Genomic DNA, 17017 nt, shown 5'->3' on the forward strand with positions numbered 1-17017 from the left:
GCCTTTTTCATTGGAGATCATCATGAGCACGACCACGAAGGCCACGGCGAACGCCGTGCTGGCCACCTTGACGCCTGCCATCGCCGCCGCGACGCATCGTGCTGTCGCACAGACGGCTTCCGGCCTCGGCGGCACCGAGGCCTCTGTCATCGCAAAGGAGGTGGCGAAGGAGACCGCCGCCGTGGTCGTCAACCAGACGAACAATGAGCCCTGGTACCAGAGCCGCGTGACGTTGGGCGCCATCCTCGCGGCGCTCGCCGGCATTCTCGGGCTGTTCGGCTGGGCCTTCCCGGCCGAGATGCAGGGCAAGGTGATCGACCTTATCGTCGCCCTCGGCCCGGTCATCGGCGCGGCCCTGGCGCTCTATGGCCGCTGGGCCGCCAAGAAGCCGCTGGGCTCCTGACGACGTCTCACCCGCTGCGCATGAGGTGCCTGTGATGCCCAACTCGGAAAGGGGGGCGGCAATGGACCAAGACAGCCGGCAGTCCTTCGATGTTCTTGACACCCGCCTGCGCGCCAATGAGCGCGGGCTTGCCGATGTGCAGTCGACCATGCGGGATGGGTTCGCTGAACTCACCCGCCAGATCGGCACGCAGTACACCAAGTTCGAGCAGGCGATGGCCGCTCAGGGGGCGCGGTTCGAGCAGCAGATCAACGCACAGAATGCATTGATCGAGAAGCGGAGCGAGCCGAAGTTCCAGATTTACGCAATCATCATCCCGATCATCCTCGCCGCCGTCGGCTTCGTCTGGGCGATCCTCCAAACGCAGATCTCCTCCAAGCTCAATCAGGAGACCTTCGTCGTCGCCACCGAGAGGGCGAAGGAAACCCGCCAGGGGCAGGAGAAGGCTGTCGAAGCCATCGTGGCGAAGATGGTGCCGTTCGAGGTCCACAAGATCCAGTGGGATGCACAGGCCTCTGAGAACGCCAGCCTTCAGCGGCAGATCGACGAGGTGAAGCGGAGCTCCGCCGACACCTATTCGGCGCGTGACGTCATCCTGCGGCTGGAAAGCCGCCAGCGGGAGCTTGAGGATTTGGTGATGCGGGGGCGGGTCGGTGCCGCTTCCCCCTGAGGCTTGCATCCTTCGTGTGCCTGGCGCGGATTGGGCTGTGCTCGATCTCGCGACCGGGCGCATCCTTCTGACACGCGGACACAACGACATCATCGGATCGGTGGAGGATCTGCGGCGCTCGCCCGCGCGCTCCTTGCTGCCAGCGATCAGGTGGCAGGAGGTGCAATGGTCATGACCGGACGAAAGCCGCGTGCTTCAATCTGCGCTGTGGATTGAAGCGCATCGGCGCGAGGAGGACAAATGCCTGACCTTAGCTATCTCGCTGCGGCAGTTGGTGCAGCTCTCGACGACCGGACCGATATGACGGTTCGCATCCCAACCGACTATGCGACGCTCCAGGCGGCTATCGACGACCTCAAGAACGCTCCCGTTCAGCAGGGTAACCGCATCCTCTTGCTGATCGAAAGCGGCCATGCGCTCACGCACGGGCTGAAACTTCTCGATGGAGACTACAGCAGCTTTGTCATTGGGAGCGAAGATGCCATCGTTGAGCTGGCACCGAGTTTCGTCGCCATACCAAATGACACGCGGTACGGAGAGGCGATGGATGAGCGGGACGGTGCTCTGATATTTATGCTCAACGCACGCGGTTTGAACGTTGAGACAGTCGTGGATATGGGATTTCGTAGCGATGCTGATGTCGGCGTGTTTGTCGGCACCAACTCATCGATAAATTTTACTCCAAGCAGTGGAATTAAAAACTCATATTACAATAATTTATTCAGCGTAAATTCTAGAATTTGGTGCGATCAAGGGATATTTACTAACGCCGGAGCCGAGGGCATTCGGGCCCGGGTTGGCTCGACGATCATGGCATCGACCGCCAATTTTGATGATTGCTGCTCTCACGAAACTCCCGCAGACGCATCGATATTTCTCAGTCGCACCAGCACCGGGTATTTCAACGGAGCCACAGCCAGGAATAGCGGCGCCATGGGAGTGGCCGTGCATCGATCGGTCGGCAGCTTCGAAGGGGTCAATTGCGACAATGCCAAGACATTCGGACTGCAGGTTGATACCGGATCAGTGGTGAATGCCGCTGGCATAACTCTCACGAATGCACAGGGTCGTGCTCTACAGGCTCAGAGGTCCTATGTCAGCATCAGAAATGGACATTTAGAAAATTCGGCAAACAAACCTATTCAGATTAGTTTCGGTGCCATTGTAGACGCGAACGGCGTTGGCGTAGATGATATATCGGATTACATAGAAACTGGCACGCCAAACCAGATAAATGGATCTGGTATTGTTTTCAACGCAGCCAATCCATCCCCTCTAGATGGAAATTATGGGACCTTTTCCAACACAGGCGCGTCGAACGGCAAAGAATTTGGAACGGCCAGCATTCTTTTAAGCAGTAGGGATAGCGCAACTACCGCCCAATCTCACTATGGGTTCTACAATGCCAATGGCCAGGTCGGAAGCATAACGACCGCCGGGGCCCGCACCCGTTATCATGTCACTGCTAGTGCGGCAGTTGTCATTACCGGAGGCAGCGGCAGTCCCGAAGGAGCGATCGTCGCGTCCCCCGGCTCGCTGTATACCCGCACCGACGGTGGGGCAGGCACGACCCTCTATGTCAAGGAAAGTGGCACCGGAAATACGGGGTGGGTTGCCAAATAGTAGGTTGTGGACTGAAGCCGGACGATCACCCCAGGTCGTCCGGCGTGTTATCATTCTCTGCGAAGCCGGTTCGATGAAGGCGTCGCCTTTGTACCGCCATGGCACCTTGTGCGAGCTCGCGCATCATCCCGCCATGTACACGCCCATGGATCCGGTCTCCGTGTGGGAGACGCACAGCACGAAACGCACCCTTGGAGATGTCGAGGGCGCGGCTCGCTTCCTGCTGGAGCGATGGCCGGAGGAGTTCGCCGAGACGCCCTTGCATCGCGGCGCGCGGCAGGTCGCTCTCGACGCGCTCGCAGGCCATGTTCCGGTCGATGCGTTCCGCATGGCTTTTGTCGCCGCGGCCGAAGAGGCGGGCATCTTGGCCTAGCTCGCTGCGTCACGCTTGTTGCACTTCTTGCAGGGGATGCCGCGGGCGATCTCAGAGAAGGTGAGCTTGCCTTTTATTTTGGCACGCAGCCCGCATCGTGTGCATTTGAACTCGGCCCAAGCCACGCGTGCGATCGAGCCGGATGCCGGGTCGCTGCTCCCGACAAGGGGCGAAGCTCGCATCATCACCCGGCGTTTGCGGGTTGTGTCCGGCAGGGAGGGCGGTGTCGACATTGCCAAGCTCAAGCAGTCGAGGTTCAGAGGGTCTGCCCGATTTGCATGATCGATGCCGTTGAGACCTATTCCAAATCGTCAGGCGTCTCGCCGTAGCGCGATCGTGGCCCCGCCAGTCCTCTCCGAAGACGGGCGGGCTTTTTGCATTGTGTGGTCACCGCTCGCACTCCCCACGTTCAGCAAGGGAGAAGTGCCATCGCACGGCTCACTGGAGCCCAAGCGATTTAATCGTTCACAATAGCGTCCGACATTTTCAACTACTACACTTCCTTTGCCGTTCCGGGAGCGGCTCATTGGTGTTCTACGCAACGATGGAGTCATCATGACGACCGCATTTTTCCCAACTTTGGTTGAGGCTCAGAGTGCCGGCGCGCCGACCCCCCTACCAGATTACGTGCATGTCCTTGACTACGACGCTCCAGGTGTCGGTGTCGGAGGGGAGGCGATCTATGCACTACAAAAGGATGCCGAAGGCGATCCGCTCACGATGGATTCTTTCCCACCATTCGGAAGCACCTTATTTGCTAACGGGACATTTAGCTCAAATTCGTCCGCAGGGTGGACGTTGGGCGCCGGTGTCACAGTGAGCTCTAATCGATTAAATGGCCTTAATTCAAGCAAGGCGACGACAACGTTGGAGCTGATAGCCGGGCGCCGCTACAGACTGAGTTGGAATTGCACGAGAGATAGCTCGACATACGCGGCGCGGGTCTATCCGAACGGATACAGCTCGAGTGATATTGTCCTTGTTGCAAATGCAGGCTCCGGCCCAAAGACCGTGGAAATCGTTCCATCGATCACGGGCACATGGATATTCGAAGTGGGAGGTGAGCACACCGGATTTATTGGGTGGTGGGATAATTTTACCTGCCTTAACATGCTTGATCAGGGATATGTTCAAATATTCGGATATGCGTATTTGCCGATGCCTCTGGAGTCGAGAGATGGTGTTGGGGGATACTTACGTCCGGAGATGTTCAGGCTAGATACGACAGGCGCGGGATATGATGACGATGCCTTCACGCGGATGTTCTTGCGAGCTCAGGCTATCGGTGGGGACATAACAATTAAATTGCGGGGGCGCTATCGTTGCAGAACGCCGCGACAGACGTTAACGCTGCCAAAAGGCGCATCAATTACCATAGATGGCGAAGATAGCGGTCATATTGACCTCCGTAGTGGAACTATTACTGAAGCGGTACCGTGGCTTATTTTGCGCGGACCAGGCTACACGGGAAACACAAAGACTTATGTGATTGCTCCAGTGATCGAGGGGGCCACCTCGATCATGGTCAATAGTGCGACGGGTATCCAGCCGGGTGACTGGGTCGCCATCACATCCACGCATCAGTACTACATCGGTGTTCCCGGTGTGTCGGGTTACGCGGTGGCGTTTCGCGGCGAGAAGATGCAGGTGTGGAAGGTCGAAGGCAACAAAGTGACGTTCGCCACTGGCACCATTCTTTCCTACGATCTTGCAGCGGATCCGGTGGCGAACCCAGTCAACGTCCGAGTAGTGGATCTCGGCGGCACCTGCGCGATCAAAGGCATTTCGGCCACCGGTCCTGGCGACGGAAAATCGGAAGGTAATAAAGAAACCGAAACGGCGGCAATCGGCTTCATCTCGGCGTCTTATTTCGAGCATATGAAAATTCACAGTACCAGGTGTGAAAATTTCAAAGGCTCATCTATCAATCTAAGTTTCTATGGCTTCGGAACGATTTCGGATGCCACTACGCTTGGCTCGCGTCTTGGCGATCCGTCAAACGTTACGCCGACAAAGATCAGTCAGCGCTTCTATGGCCTCCAGCTTCAGGGAGCGGGGCCCACAACCGCATCCAATATCAATGGTGAATATTGCCGGCGCGCTCTCGATTGCGGGTTTATGAATTTCCAAGGTTCTTTCATCGATGCTGCCAACAGCTCTGAGGGGGTCATCACCCAACAGGTCGTCGTCACCGGCGGAATTTCAAAGAGATGCGAGACGGCACCCTCGGGACATGAATGCCATGAATTCTCGCTGATCGGCCATCGCGCTCACGATGTGGACGGGCTCACGATCCGTGGCAAACACTACCACATATCAGACCTTGTCATGGTGTCATCCGGAGGTATCGGCATTGGCGGGGTGGTCCCTGCCAATCCGGCAAGCTACTCAGAGGATCCCATCGCCGGAAACATTTCGCTGAACAATATCGAACTTTATGGCGGCGGCATTCGTAGCCGCGTCGGGTTCGAGTCGCTGAGCATGCAGAACGTCAAAGTACGGGATGCAAGTAACCCGGTGTGGCTGACTGGCAAGCATCAGTCGAACGTGAGGATCGTTGATTGCGACCTACAGGGGACAGGAGGCCAGCCGGTTATTTGGCTTCAGTATCCTATCAAGTTTGACGGATCTAATATTACGATCCGAAATAATAGGCTGGCCGGAGGATCGTATGGAATGCTGCATGAGGGCGCAGTCGAGATCGTAAAGAATATCGACGTATCCGGCAACACCTTTGAAGGAATTTCATCCAGTTACGTTAAGCTTGACCCTCTGGGTGGGGATTGGGCTTCGGACGGCTCGCTTCGCTTTCAAAATAATCGCGTTGTCGGATCGTTACTTTCCGTCCCCATAGATGCATCCGGCCTTGTTCTCAATGCGACTGACAACCAATGGGGGACGGGTGCGGTTGTTGTGGAGCCATCATCGGGCACCATCCAGCTGCCTGACCTTCTCTTGGGGCCGACGATACGGGTGAGGGCAAAGCTTAGTGCAGCCACGACGGTGACGTCGATCGTTGGCGCTAAAGATGGCCAGCTCGTGCAGGTCCTTCTGGATAGCGGATCGAGCCCTCTCACTCTTGCAGCGGAGGGAGGAAATCTCATCTCTTCGGCTGACGTTGTTCTTAACAACTTAAACGATACCGCCCTTTTTGTGGCTCATGGTGCAAGCCTTATTCTGTTGGCAAAGGCGGAAAAGGACAATGTGAGCGGTAACTTTATTGCCGGGCAAAGTTCGGTCCCTATCACTTTGACGGGCACGACGGCTCAGACGGTGCTCGCCTCTGTAAATATACCGGCAAATTCTTTGCGCCCGAACGACAGCATAAGGGTAACGTCCCTGTGGAGTCATGACAGCAGCGCCAATGTAAAAACAATGAAGGTCAGATTTGGGCCGGAATATTATAGTAATATTTCGGCAACAACGACAGTGTCGTCTAGATTGCAGGTGCAGATCTATAATAGAGAAAAAGACACGGATTACCATCAAGTGACTGCACCCGCAGGACTCGTGGCGTTCGGACCGTCTTATTCGGGAGTTTTGGAGAGGAATGTAAGTACGAATACGATTCGCCAAGTCACGTTGACAGGGACATTGGCGTCAATTGACGGGACCATAACCTTAGAGGCGTACACTGTTGAGGTGATACGGGCGTAGTATGTGACGATGGTATTTTCCGCGCCCGGCCTCTTTTGGGGGGCGGGCGAGGTTTTCCCATTCGACGGCAAATGGCGCGGCATCGCGCCATTCAATCGCCCAAGTGCAGGACTTTGCGCCAATCGACTTGTGCGAGACCGAGGCGCTGATGCCGGCTCTCGCTAACCCCGCAGCGCCGTCACGATCTTCTCAAGGTCGTTATAGCCCGCCAGGATGACGGTGCCGTCCTCCACCGGGATATAGTCGGCCCGGAAGGCGATCCTGACGGCGTCGCCCTTCTTCTTCACGATGTCGACCGGAGCCGGGATGAAGGCGGACCAGCCCGTCCATGTCCGCATGTCCTCGGGTGGGTTTTCGGGCGCCATGGCCCATTTATCGCCGTCCTTGATCACGCGGCTCTGAACAAATGCGTAGGGGTCCATGGCCCGCTTCATGGGCGATTCCCGCCTCTCGCGCCACCCCCTACCAGGATCGGGCTTGTTCTCTTTTCGTTCTCGTGGAATCAATCTGCTCATCAACCGATGGAGCCGACCATGCCGAGCGAGCGAGCGCCCGCCGAACGCGAACCTATTGTCATCACGGATGCCGATATCGACGAGGCCATTTCGACTTGTGGCGGTGACGCGCGTGAGGCTGTCCGAGCGCTGCTGATCGCCGGCCAATTCATGGAGGTGGAACTCGAGGAAGCCCGCCAGGAAGCGAGCTGGGGCTATATCCGAGGACGACCATCCCGGCGAATTCGTCAGGAAGGACAGGAGGGCTAACAGATGGTGCAGAGATCAAAGCGCACCTTGGCAGGCGCCGAACAGATGCAAAAAGACCTCCGGCAGTTTCACCACTTGGTGCGGCAGTGGGCGGGCGAGGTGCCGATCGGGACGAACGTCTATATCGGCTGCGACTTCCTCAACTATGCGATCATCATGATGGACATGCAGCTAACGGCAGCTATCCAAAAGGCGCCTTACGAACGGCCTCCCGGATTCCAGGGCCTAGAGTGATCTTCATAGGAGAGAGGGCTGTGCCGGCAACGATGATGCACCCTCCTCGACAGGTCGCTCCACGATCACGACGGCCTCATCGGGCAAGGGTCGCTGAAGCGCCTTCGCCTCGTCCCATGGAGCGCGCAGCCAAACCTCGCGCTCCTCTGCCGTCGTCAGGATTACCGGCATCGCCTTGGTGTGGACCGAGCCGACTACGGCATTAGGCTCGGTCGTCAGGAATCCGTAGAGGTCGGCCGTCACCTCTCCCTCTTTGATCTTCCGCACGCCGGTCCATGTGGTCCACAGCCCGGCGAAGAACGCCAGCGGCTCGTCAGGCGACAGGGCGAACCATGACCATGTGTCCGGGCCGCGAGCGCCCTCGGGCGGCTCGCTGAACGAGGTGAACGGCACGAGGCACCGATGCTCCACGCCGAGCCAGCGCTGCCAGTGCCGGCTTGAGGTGTTGCGGATGTTCGTCACGCCCTTGTCGGGCTCGGCGCGCAGGAGCGCCTTGAAGTCGACCACCTGGCCTTTCGCCTCCAGCTTGGCGGCGCGCTTCTTGGTGGCCTCCATATGGACGACCTGCGACGTCGGCATGCCCCAACGGGCATTCACCAGCTCACGCTCGCTGTCAGCACCGGCCCGTACAATCGGCGCCGGATAGTCGGGATAGATGCCCGGCTGCGGCGCGAGGTTGCCGACGCCATTTCGGAGCGTCCCGACAAGATCGGCGATGGCGGAGAGATTGGATTTATGGCTGTACAGGTTGCACATGGCGACTAGTCGTCAGCCTGCGCGTGGCGCAAGCGGTGGCGAATCCATAAGATCACTGCCGCCGAATAGGCCAGTCCAAATCCAATCCCGGCCCAATACGCCCACTGCATCACGGAGCCGCGCCGACGCTATCCTTGACGCACTTGGTCGTGAAGCTGGTCTTGGCCGCCCCGGCCAGCTTCTTGGTCGCGGCCCGAGCGTCGCACGCCGTCTGAGCGTCGCGCTCGCACTTCCCGAGGAAGCTAGTCCTGGCAGCGCCTGCGAGCTTCTTGGCGTCAGCATTCGCGACGCAGCTATCGGCGAGAGCAGGCCCGGCGAAGGCAACCAGAACGGCGAGAGTGATGAGCGATTTCATCGAACCGTCTCCTCTTCAGGTGCCGGGAGCTAATCACGGCTCTGTGTCGGCGTCGAGATCTCGGGCACTCATCGGCGTCGCAGGAGAAGAGACACGTAATGCCCGACAAAACACCCGATGAAGGGGAAAAATAGGGCTGTCCAAATGGGGTAGCCACTACCGTGGGCAGTTAGACCCATATTGCCGATGGATAGCGCGAAGAGAAGTCCCGCGACACCAAAGGCCGTCGGCAGCGGATTGCGACGCACCACGCGACCGCCCCACCGTACGACGGCACTGAATCCAGACACGGCTTCATCCCCAGTTGCCCGGCCAGATCTTACGGTGACGGAGAGCGGTGTCTACTACCCCTCCTTCTCCCCGAGAGCGGCGCGGCCGGCACGCCTTTCGAGCATGGCTGCCTTGAGTTCGTCGGCCGTCTCGTGATTCTTCGCGGCGCGATGGGCGATGACCCAGATAGCATTGGCGGTGCGGTAATATTGCTCGGCCGGCATGTTGCACGAACAGAACCGCACTATCTCGTCAGCGATATCAAGCATCTCGAACAACTCGTCCTTAGGAAGCTGGACGCTATCCCCCTCACTCTGCATTGCGTGCGTCCTCCAGAGCGGCGCGGCCGGCGGGGGTGTCACGTCGAACACACGCCTCGATGCCGGCGGCGATGGCCTGATTCGCCGAATACTCGCCGCCGCCATGTGCGATCAGCGCGGCGAAGCAGACCCTGCTCTTGCTGTCCTCCATGTCGCGGGTGTTCATGCAGCCCCCGCCTATGAGGAAGGCGCGTCCGCAGAAGCGGCAAGGCCTCTCACTCATCCTTCGCCTCCTCTGCGAGGCTCGGGGGTGCGGGGCGCCCTGAAATCGAAGCGATCCGGGCCATGATTGTTCACCGCGGCGGCAAGCGTCTTGGCCCGGCGCTCAGCGTAGCCATCCGACCCGCATTCGACGATGAAGCCATCGGCAAAAACGACGCAGAAGACGGTCGCTCCGCCGCATTCGCTATTGATCTGCCGATGACAGACGATGGCCTCGGGGCTGCGGATCTTGTCGATGTCAATCACATGGTTCTCCCATGAAGAATAGACCGATACCGAATTCGGTTCATCGCCCGCGATATGTCTTCCACCATCAGGCGGTCGTCGCGAAGCAGGTTGCAGAGGTACCTTTCCTCATGGCCAACATCGCCGTCGTGATGGTCTGTCAATTCGGACGGAGCCCCCTCAGGACCGGTCTCCGTTCTGTCCACTAATGCCTTCAGGATGGCCCGGCGCAGGCTCTCTGCGTCATGGCCGGCCTCGTAGTTCCACCCCGCCACGTCGAAGCTCTTTACGAGCGCGATGGCATATTCCATCGCCTGATCGAGATAGATCGGCTTTGCAAAAGCCAGCACAGCCGCAACGCCCTCCTTGTTGCCGCCCTCCGCACCCCAAAAGTGCTCCATGGCGATGTCGAGGATATCTTCATCGCGAATAGGCGATGCCCTTCGTTCCATCATCCCTCTCCCAGAGCCTCAGCCGCGAGGCGGCGGATGTCCTTCGCTGTGCTGCCGATGCTATCGTTCGTGCGCTCGATGATGGCGCGGAGGGCGGCAGCGTAGCGGCCGGCCTGATGGCCAAGCGTTACGATGTCCATCGCTCTCAGGGCCGAATGGCGCTCTAGCTCCTCGATGCGTGCGGCACCGGCCAAGAACCGCTCGGCCGCGTCCATATCGCCTTCTCGCCGTGCAATGATCGCGCACGCCCGCAGATCATCTGCGCTGCCTATTGGAACGTGCGAGATCATGATGCCACCTCCTTCTCCTCACCGGCGCGCTGCTCCTCGCGGACTATGAGGGCCTGAAGGATGCAGGACAGGATCGCGTAGCAGGTGCGGTGACGGCCATCGCCGGGGGCTAGATCCGCATCAAAGCCGCCGTCGAATTTCTCGACAGGGAATTCGCGCTTCAGCCTCTCGCCGGCCGGCCCGTTGTAGTCGGGTCCGATGCTGGCGTGGCCGGTCAGGGAGCATAGACCGGCGGTGATCCACCAGTTGGGGAACACCTTCGCGACCAAGGCGTGGGCGGCGTCGATGCTGGCGGTGTAGGTTGGCGCCCTGTAGAGGTCGCGCATGCCATCGCTGATGGGCGGGTCGCCAAGTAGGCCGAAGGCCTCCTGATCCAACTCGCGATCCGGCCCTTCCGCAGCCTCGCACCTCTCAAGGAGGGCACGAAGGCGAACCACATCGTGTGACTGGTGGGAGGTCATACCGCCTCCCTAAGACGGGCCTCGGCGGGGATGGGCGATAACCCATCCCCTTCAGAGACCGCAGGTCCAGCGGCAACCTCCAGCAGAGAGCGAAGGCGGCCCTGTATTCTAGCGCGAACAGGCCAGGCGCACCAGCGAAGGCGGGTGATGTCGGGGGTGGGGGTCATTTAATCTCTCCCGCGTCTCTGAGTTTCTTGATCCAAGCGGTGAGGCCGGCTTGCCCAGCTGATGCGGGGCAGGTCTGCGCGGTGTGGTGCGCCCCCTCCGAACACACGTCATGTTCTGGCGATTCACGGTCGACCCAGAACCGATAGATCGGCAGCCAGCAGACGTGACAGTAGGCGCAGAACTTCCCGTTCAGGGTCTTGAGCGGCGGCAGCTCTTGCATGCTCACGTCCCTGTCTCCTCGTTGAGGATGGCGTCTACCGCCCCACGCATGAAGTTTCTGAAGACCGGATAGGATTCGCCGAAAACCTCATATCGGCCGTCGCGAACGAGGTCGGTGACGCGCTTGAAGAAGCCATCATCGACTTCGCGCAGCGCTTCGACGGCAGCGCGGGCAAGCTCCATGTGGAGGTTCGGCGTTTCGTCGAAGTCCTCCATGTTCGCGCCGGCAATCGCCCTCGCCACCCGTTCGATCATCGTCTGCTCAGCCGTGGTCATGCGGGGTCTCCTTGGCGGCTTGCGGATCGACAGCGGGCACCCACACGCCGTCAACCTTCTCTTCAATGCAGAGCACCGCATTCAGCATGCAGCTCTCATCCCAGCCGTTCCGCACGCCTTTGCCATAGAGATTGGGCGACGTCTTCCCGCACGCAGCGCAGACGAAGACGTACCCCGGCCTCGCGAACTCATTCGGCATGGGGCATCTCCACCAGATCGCTGCCATTGAAGGGGGAGGGGATCACGCGAACGGACCCGGAACGGCCCGTTGGGACTTTGTTGGGACTTTCGGTTCCGTCTCTTGCCATTGGGTGCCTCTCTATGCCATTTGGTGTTTCAGGCATCAGGTCGCCTGATGTCTAAAAACGTTGGAACACAACGGGTTTCGGTCGGCGGGGTATAGCGCAGCCCGGTAGCGCGGAAGTTTTGGGTACTTCAGGTCGCAGGTTCGAATCCTGCTGCCCCGACCAGACCGGACGCGCGCCGTGCTTCGCCGTCATGCCTGCTGGAGAAAGCCGGGCCGCGGACCTCGGTGTCGCGGGGATTTGGGAGCGCAGGGTCGATGGTCGCACGCATCTACAAGCCGAGCCGGAATGCGATGCAGTCGGGCACCGCCAAGACGAAGCTGTGGGTGCTGGACTACGAGCCCGAGCAGCCCCGCTTGGTGGAGCCGCTGATGGGCTATACCAGCTCCGGCGACATGAAGAGCCAGCTGCGCCTGCGCTTCGACAGCAAGGAAGAGGCGGTTGCCTATGCCGAGCGGCACGGCATCGCCTACCAGCTGCAGGAGCCGAAGGAGCCGGCCCGCCGCCGCATCGCCTATTCCGACAATTTCAGCTTCCGTCGCGTCGGTCAGTGGACGCATTGACGCCGGACCGGCCGGTGTCTTCGGGCGCGGCCGAACGTGGCGGCGCCCGTGCTGGCGGCGCCCGTGTTTCCAGCGCCCGCGTTTCCAGCGCCTTTGCCGGAGGCCCCGTAGCTCAGCTGGATAGAGCAGCCGCCTTCTAAGCGGCAGGTCCCTGGTTCGAGCCCAGGCGGGGTCGCCATCCATCCCCTTGGAAATAGCCGGGTCATGCGGGGGGGCCCGCATGGCGCAGCGAGGCGGGTGCGGCAATTTCGGCCGCTTCGCGCGCTTGTCGGCCGCGCGGCGTCGTGCCGCTCATCCTCCGACATGATCGCCCGGGCCCAGCTCCGCCATTGGGGCGGCCATCACCTTGCCGATGCGGCTGCCGCAGCCTCGCGCCCCGTGGGTGATCGGCGCGCGGCGGCCCGTTCACCCACGGGCAACCGGCGCCGCCGCCGAAAAAAGGCCGGAGAATCTCGCCACTCGTCCGAAATGTCGCCGGCAGATGCATCGGCTGGCCGCGACTGTCTCGCTCCGCCGGCCCCTAAGATGGGTGCAAAGGGTGGCGAGGGGGCCATGAAGGCGCCCCGCCCGCGTGACGGAGAATAGCATGCTCGATCATCCCGGCCCCACCGAGAACCAGCTCCACGCCTGGGACCGGGATCACTTCTTCCATCCCTCCACCCACATGGCCCAGCATGCGCGCGGCGAGACGCCGAACCGCATCGTCACCGGCGGCGAGGGGGTCTACATCGTCGATCGCGACGGTCGCCGCAGCCTCGATGCCTTCGGCGGACTTTATTGCGTGAATGTCGGCTATGGCCGGAAATCCATCGCCGACGCCATCGCCGATCAGGCGCACCAGCTCGCCTATTATCACGCCTATGCCGGCCACGGCTCCGAGCCCTCGATCGAGCTCGCCAAGATGGTGATCGACCGCGCCCCCAAGGGCATGAGCCGGGTGTTCTTCGGCCTGTCCGGCTCGGACGCCAACGAGACCAACATCAAGCTCATCCGCTACATCAACAACGTGCTCGGCCGGCCGGAAAAGAAGAAGATCATCTCGCGCTGGCGCGGCTATCACGGCTCCGGCCTGATGACCGGCAGCCTCACCGGGCTGGCCGGCTTCCACAATCTGTTCGACCTGCCGATGGGCAACATCCTGCACACCGAGGCGCCGTATTATTTCCGCCGCGCCGACCGCAGCCTCAGCGAGGAGCAGTTTTCCGATTTCTGCGCCGCCCGGCTGGAGGAGATGATCCTCGCCGAGGGGCCGGAAACGGTGGCCGCCTTCGTCGGCGAGCCGCTGCTGGGCACCGGCGGCATCGTGCCGCCGCCGGCCGGCTACTGGCCGAAGATCCAGGCGGTGCTGAAGAAATACGACATCCTCTTGGTGGTGGACGAGGTCATCACCGGCTTCGGCCGGCTCGGCACCATGTTCGGCTCGGATTTCTACGGGCTGGAGCCGGACCTCATCACCATCGCCAAGGGCCTCACCTCCGCCTATGCGCCGCTCTCGGGCGTCATCGTGTCGGAGAAGGTATGGAAGATCCTGGTCGAGGGGTCGGACACGTTCGGCCCCATCGGCCATGGCTGGACCTATTCCTCGCACCCGCTCTGTGCCGCCGCCGGCGTCGCCAACCTCAAGCTGATCGACGAGCTGGACCTGCTCGCCAATGTCCGCGACGTCGGCCCCTATTTCCGCGACGCGCTCGCCGATGCGCTCGCCGATCACCCGCTGGTCGGCGAGGTGCGCGGCGAGGGCCTGCTGGCCGCCGTCGAGCTGGTGCGGGACAAGGACGACCGGGTGTTCTTCGACCCGCCGAACAAGGTGAGCGTGCGCGTCGCGGCGGCGATGCTGGAGCGCGGCGTCATCGCCCGCGCCATGCCGCAGGGCGACATCATCGGCTTCGCGCCGCCGCTCTGCCTCACCCGCGCCGAGGCCGACATCGTGGTGGGGGCGACGAAGCAGGCGGTGGAAGCCGTCGCCGCCACGCTGTGAGCACCGGCTTTTGCCGGGGCGTTCCGCGTTCTAAACACATCGACGGGGCGGGTTGGTTCCCGCCCGCCCATTGCCTGGAGGCCTCATGAAGATCGGCGCCCTGTTCCCGCAATTCGAGATCGGCACCGATCCGAAGACCATCAAGGATTTCGCCGTCATATCCGAGGAGCTCGGCTACACGCACCTCACCGCCTTCGACCAGATCATCGGCCTCAACAAGGCCAGCCGCCCCGGCTGGACCTATGTGCACGATGCCGAGGACATGTTCCACGAGCTGTTCGTGCTGTTCGGCTATCTGGCGGCGGTGACGACGAAGATCGATTTCGTCACCGGCGTGCTGGTGCTGCCGATGCGCGGCACCGCGCTCGTCGCCAAGCAGGCGGCGGAGGTGGACCTCTTGTCCGGCGGGCGGCTGCGGCTCGGCGTCGGCGTCGGCGTGAAGCCGGAGGAGTTCGAGGCGTGCGGCGAGGAATTCGGCAATCGCGGCAAGCGGATGGACGAACAGATTGATGTTCTGCGTAAGCTCTGGTGCGCCGATCTGATCACCTATGAGGGCAAGTATCACCGCATCGAGGATGGCGGCATCAATCCGCTGCCGGTGCAGCGGCCGATCCCGATCTGGATCGGCGGCGTGTCGGAGGCGGCGATCCGCCGGGTCGCGAAGCTCGGCGACGGCTGGCTGCCCAACTTCCAGGCCGACGACACCGGCCGGCGCGGCATCGAGGAGATGAAGGCGCGGGCGCGGGCCAATGGCCGCGACCCGGATGCCATCGGCATCGAGGCGACGATGACCATCATCGACCGCACCCCGGCGGAGCTGAAGGAGGAGGTGGAGGCCTGGCGCGCCATCGGTGCCACCCACATCACCGTCAACACCATGCCGGAACGCTGGGTGGAGGAAGAGAAGCGCTGGAACAAGGCCGACATCGGTGGCCTGCACGACCCGCAGGCGCATATCGAGGCGATCCGCGACTTCCGCGCCGCGCTGCCGCATCTGTTCTGAGGAAGGTTCCGGCCGCCGCCTGTCACGTGGCAGAGCGGCCGACCCATGGTGCAGTCCTTCTATGCGCCGCCCCGTGGGACGCCCTTATCCTGAGGTGCGAGCGTAAGCGAGCCTCGAAGGATGCTCGCCATGGCGCACCCGGACCACCATCCTTCGAGGCCCGGCTGAGGCCGGGCACCTCAGGATGAGGGGGCTCGGATATGAATGTGGCGCCGTCAAAGACGGTATCGACTATTGAGGACCCCGCCCATGCCCGTCTTCCCGCGCGAGGAATATCTCGCCCGCCTCGCCCGGGTGAAGGCGCGGATGCGCGCGCGCGGCCTCGACGTGCTCGTCTGCGCCGATCCGGCGGGCATGAACTATCTCACCGGCTATGACGGCTGGTCCTTCTACGTGCACCAGTACGTCGTGGTCGGCCTCGATCGCGAGGAGCCGCTCTGGGTGGGACGGGCGATGGATGCGCCCGGCGCCCGTCTCACCGCCTTCCTCGCCGCCGATTCCATCCGCGCCTATCCCGAGACCCATGTCGATTCCCCGGCGCTGCATCCGGCGCAGTTCCTCGCGGGGGTGATCGCCGATCTCGGCTGGCAGCGGTCCGTCATCGGCGTCGACCTCGATGCGTTCTATTTCACCGCCCGCGCCTATATCGAGCTCGGCAAGGCGCTGCCGGCCGCGCGCCTCGTCGATGCCGAGCTCATGGTCGCCTGGGTCCGGCTGGTGAAGTCCGAGGCCGAGGTGGCGCTCATCCGCGGCGCCGCGGCCATCGTCTCCCATGCGATGCAGGTCGGCATGCAGGCGGTGGCGCCGGGGGTGCGCGAATGCGATGCCGTCGCCGAGATCACCGCCGCGCAGTTCCGCGGCGCCGCCGGCTTCTGGGGCGACTATCCCGCCGCGCTCGCCAATGTGCCGCATGGCGCCAAGACCGCCGCGCCGCACCTCACCTGGTCCGGCGAGCGCTACAGCCACGGCGAGGTCGCCTATCTCGAACTCGGCGGGTGCCACGCCCGCTACCACGCGGCGCTCGCCCGCACGCTCTATATGGGCACGCCGCCGGCGAAGTTGCTCGAGGTGGTGAAGGTGGTCGCTGAGGGCATGGAGGTGGCGCTGGATACCGCCCGCGCCGGCGCGACCGCGCATGAGGTGGCGGGCGCCTGGAACCGCGTCATCGCGCGGGCCGGCTATGAGAAGCCCTCGCGCATCGGCTATTCCATCGGTCTCAACTATCCGCCCGACTGGGGCGAGCGTACGCTGAGCCTGCGGGAGGGCGAGCATGCCGTGCTGGAGGAAAACATGTGCTTCCACATGATCCTCGGCATGTGGATGGATGATTGGGGCTATGAGCTCAGCGAGACGTTCCGTATCACCGGCGCCGGCGGGCCGGAGGTGCTGACGGATTTTCCACGCGAACTGGTGATCAAGCCCTGACGGGG

Annotated in this window: 23 protein-coding genes and 2 tRNA genes; 13 read left to right on the forward strand and 12 right to left on the reverse strand. The window is 61.8% G+C overall.

Annotated elements, in window-relative coordinates:
* Positions 1–22: 22 nt before the first annotated feature.
* From KHC19_RS25775 to KHC19_RS05350, 5 genes are all read left to right on the forward strand, one after another.
* Entirely contained in the window at positions 23–403 is a 381-nt protein-coding gene (locus KHC19_RS25775; protein ID WP_246548265.1) for a hypothetical protein, read from the forward strand.
* A 34-nt stretch (positions 404–437) separates the two neighbouring features.
* Positions 438–1073: a hypothetical protein gene (locus tag KHC19_RS05335; RefSeq protein WP_213351256.1), complete on the forward strand. Its 636-nt coding sequence runs from the start codon at positions 438–440 to the stop codon at positions 1071–1073.
* A gap of 240 nt (positions 1074–1313) precedes the next feature.
* Positions 1314–2696 (forward strand): hypothetical protein, encoded by a 1383-nt coding sequence (locus KHC19_RS05340; protein ID WP_213351258.1) that lies wholly within the window; start codon positions 1314–1316, stop codon positions 2694–2696.
* A gap of 73 nt (positions 2697–2769) precedes the next feature.
* Positions 2770–3069 (forward strand): DUF982 domain-containing protein, encoded by a 300-nt coding sequence (locus tag KHC19_RS05345; RefSeq protein ID WP_213351259.1) that lies wholly within the window; start codon positions 2770–2772, stop codon positions 3067–3069.
* Positions 3070–3624: 555 nt separating this feature from the next.
* A complete protein-coding gene (locus tag KHC19_RS05350) occupies positions 3625–6726 on the forward strand; it encodes a hypothetical protein (protein WP_213351261.1) in 3102 nt (1033 codons plus the stop codon).
* Between the two features lie 161 nt (positions 6727–6887).
* On the opposite strand, the gene KHC19_RS05355 is transcribed toward KHC19_RS05350, so the two are convergent.
* Positions 6888–7160, reverse strand: coding sequence for a hypothetical protein (locus KHC19_RS05355; protein WP_213351263.1), 273 nt, complete (start codon positions 7158–7160; stop codon positions 6888–6890).
* 99 nt (positions 7161–7259) lie between these two features.
* On the opposite strand from KHC19_RS05355, the gene KHC19_RS05360 reads away from it, so the two are divergent.
* Positions 7260–7490 (forward strand): hypothetical protein, encoded by a 231-nt coding sequence (locus tag KHC19_RS05360; protein ID WP_213351265.1) that lies wholly within the window; start codon positions 7260–7262, stop codon positions 7488–7490.
* Between the two features lie 3 nt (positions 7491–7493).
* A complete protein-coding gene (locus tag KHC19_RS05365; RefSeq protein WP_213351267.1) occupies positions 7494–7724 on the forward strand; it encodes a hypothetical protein in 231 nt (76 codons plus the stop codon).
* 3 nt (positions 7725–7727) lie between these two features.
* Here KHC19_RS05365 and KHC19_RS05370 read toward each other — a convergent pair whose 3' ends face one another.
* The 11 genes from KHC19_RS05370 to KHC19_RS05420 form a co-directional block, all read right to left on the reverse strand.
* Positions 7728–8480: an SOS response-associated peptidase gene (locus tag KHC19_RS05370; protein ID WP_213351268.1), complete on the reverse strand. Its 753-nt coding sequence runs from the start codon at positions 8478–8480 to the stop codon at positions 7728–7730.
* 109 nt (positions 8481–8589) lie between these two features.
* The gene (locus tag KHC19_RS05375) at positions 8590–8835 is read right to left on the reverse strand and encodes a hypothetical protein (protein WP_213351270.1); all 246 of its coding nucleotides are present in this window, start codon (positions 8833–8835) and stop codon (positions 8590–8592) included.
* A gap of 344 nt (positions 8836–9179) precedes the next feature.
* Positions 9180–9425 (reverse strand): hypothetical protein, encoded by a 246-nt coding sequence (locus KHC19_RS05380; protein WP_213351272.1) that lies wholly within the window; start codon positions 9423–9425, stop codon positions 9180–9182.
* Positions 9415–9591 (reverse strand): hypothetical protein, encoded by a 177-nt coding sequence (locus KHC19_RS05385; RefSeq protein ID WP_213351274.1) that lies wholly within the window; start codon positions 9589–9591, stop codon positions 9415–9417. Before KHC19_RS05385 ends, KHC19_RS05380 begins: the two co-directional genes overlap by 11 nt.
* Before the next feature lie 53 nt (positions 9592–9644).
* On the reverse strand, positions 9645–9893 hold the full coding sequence (locus tag KHC19_RS05390) for a hypothetical protein (protein WP_213351275.1): 249 nt from the start codon (positions 9891–9893) through the stop codon (positions 9645–9647).
* Entirely contained in the window at positions 9890–10324 is a 435-nt protein-coding gene (locus KHC19_RS05395) for a hypothetical protein (protein WP_213351276.1), read from the reverse strand. The genes KHC19_RS05390 and KHC19_RS05395 overlap by 4 nt, the downstream gene beginning before the upstream one ends.
* Positions 10324–10614 carry a hypothetical protein gene (locus KHC19_RS05400; RefSeq protein WP_213351277.1) on the reverse strand — a complete coding sequence of 97 codons (291 nt, stop codon included), beginning with the start codon at positions 10612–10614 and terminating at the stop codon, positions 10324–10326. The genes KHC19_RS05395 and KHC19_RS05400 overlap by 1 nt, the downstream gene beginning before the upstream one ends.
* A complete protein-coding gene (locus KHC19_RS05405; protein ID WP_213351278.1) occupies positions 10611–10991 on the reverse strand; it encodes a hypothetical protein in 381 nt (126 codons plus the stop codon). The genes KHC19_RS05400 and KHC19_RS05405 overlap by 4 nt, the downstream gene beginning before the upstream one ends.
* Positions 10992–11238: 247 nt before the next feature.
* A complete protein-coding gene (locus KHC19_RS05410) occupies positions 11239–11469 on the reverse strand; it encodes a hypothetical protein (protein ID WP_213351279.1) in 231 nt (76 codons plus the stop codon).
* Positions 11466–11738 carry a hypothetical protein gene (locus tag KHC19_RS05415; protein WP_213351280.1) on the reverse strand — a complete coding sequence of 91 codons (273 nt, stop codon included), beginning with the start codon at positions 11736–11738 and terminating at the stop codon, positions 11466–11468. Before KHC19_RS05415 ends, KHC19_RS05410 begins: the two co-directional genes overlap by 4 nt.
* A complete protein-coding gene (locus KHC19_RS05420) occupies positions 11725–11937 on the reverse strand; it encodes a hypothetical protein (RefSeq protein WP_213351282.1) in 213 nt (70 codons plus the stop codon). The genes KHC19_RS05415 and KHC19_RS05420 overlap by 14 nt, the downstream gene beginning before the upstream one ends.
* 194 nt (positions 11938–12131) lie before the next feature.
* On the opposite strand from KHC19_RS05420, the gene KHC19_RS05425 reads away from it, so the two are divergent.
* From KHC19_RS05425 to KHC19_RS05450, 6 genes are all read left to right on the forward strand, one after another.
* A tRNA-Pro gene (locus KHC19_RS05425) sits at positions 12132–12208 on the forward strand.
* 92 nt (positions 12209–12300) lie between these two features.
* Entirely contained in the window at positions 12301–12606 is a 306-nt protein-coding gene (locus KHC19_RS05430) for an ETC complex I subunit (protein ID WP_213351284.1), read from the forward strand.
* Between the two features lie 101 nt (positions 12607–12707).
* Positions 12708–12784 (forward strand) — tRNA-Arg (locus tag KHC19_RS05435).
* 408 nt (positions 12785–13192) lie between these two features.
* The gene (locus KHC19_RS05440; protein ID WP_213351286.1) at positions 13193–14584 is read left to right on the forward strand and encodes an aspartate aminotransferase family protein; all 1392 of its coding nucleotides are present in this window, start codon (positions 13193–13195) and stop codon (positions 14582–14584) included.
* An 85-nt stretch (positions 14585–14669) separates the two neighbouring features.
* Positions 14670–15587, forward strand: a complete 918-nt coding sequence (locus KHC19_RS05445; RefSeq protein WP_213351288.1) for an LLM class F420-dependent oxidoreductase — start codon at positions 14670–14672, stop codon at positions 15585–15587.
* Positions 15588–15836: 249 nt separating this feature from the next.
* Positions 15837–17012 (forward strand): M24 family metallopeptidase, encoded by a 1176-nt coding sequence (locus KHC19_RS05450; RefSeq protein ID WP_213351290.1) that lies wholly within the window; start codon positions 15837–15839, stop codon positions 17010–17012.
* Positions 17013–17017: the final 5 nt, after the last annotated feature.

The sequence above is a fragment of the Ancylobacter oerskovii genome, assembly GCF_018390555.1.
GTDB classification, from domain to species: Bacteria; Pseudomonadota; Alphaproteobacteria; order Rhizobiales; family Xanthobacteraceae; genus Ancylobacter; species Ancylobacter oerskovii.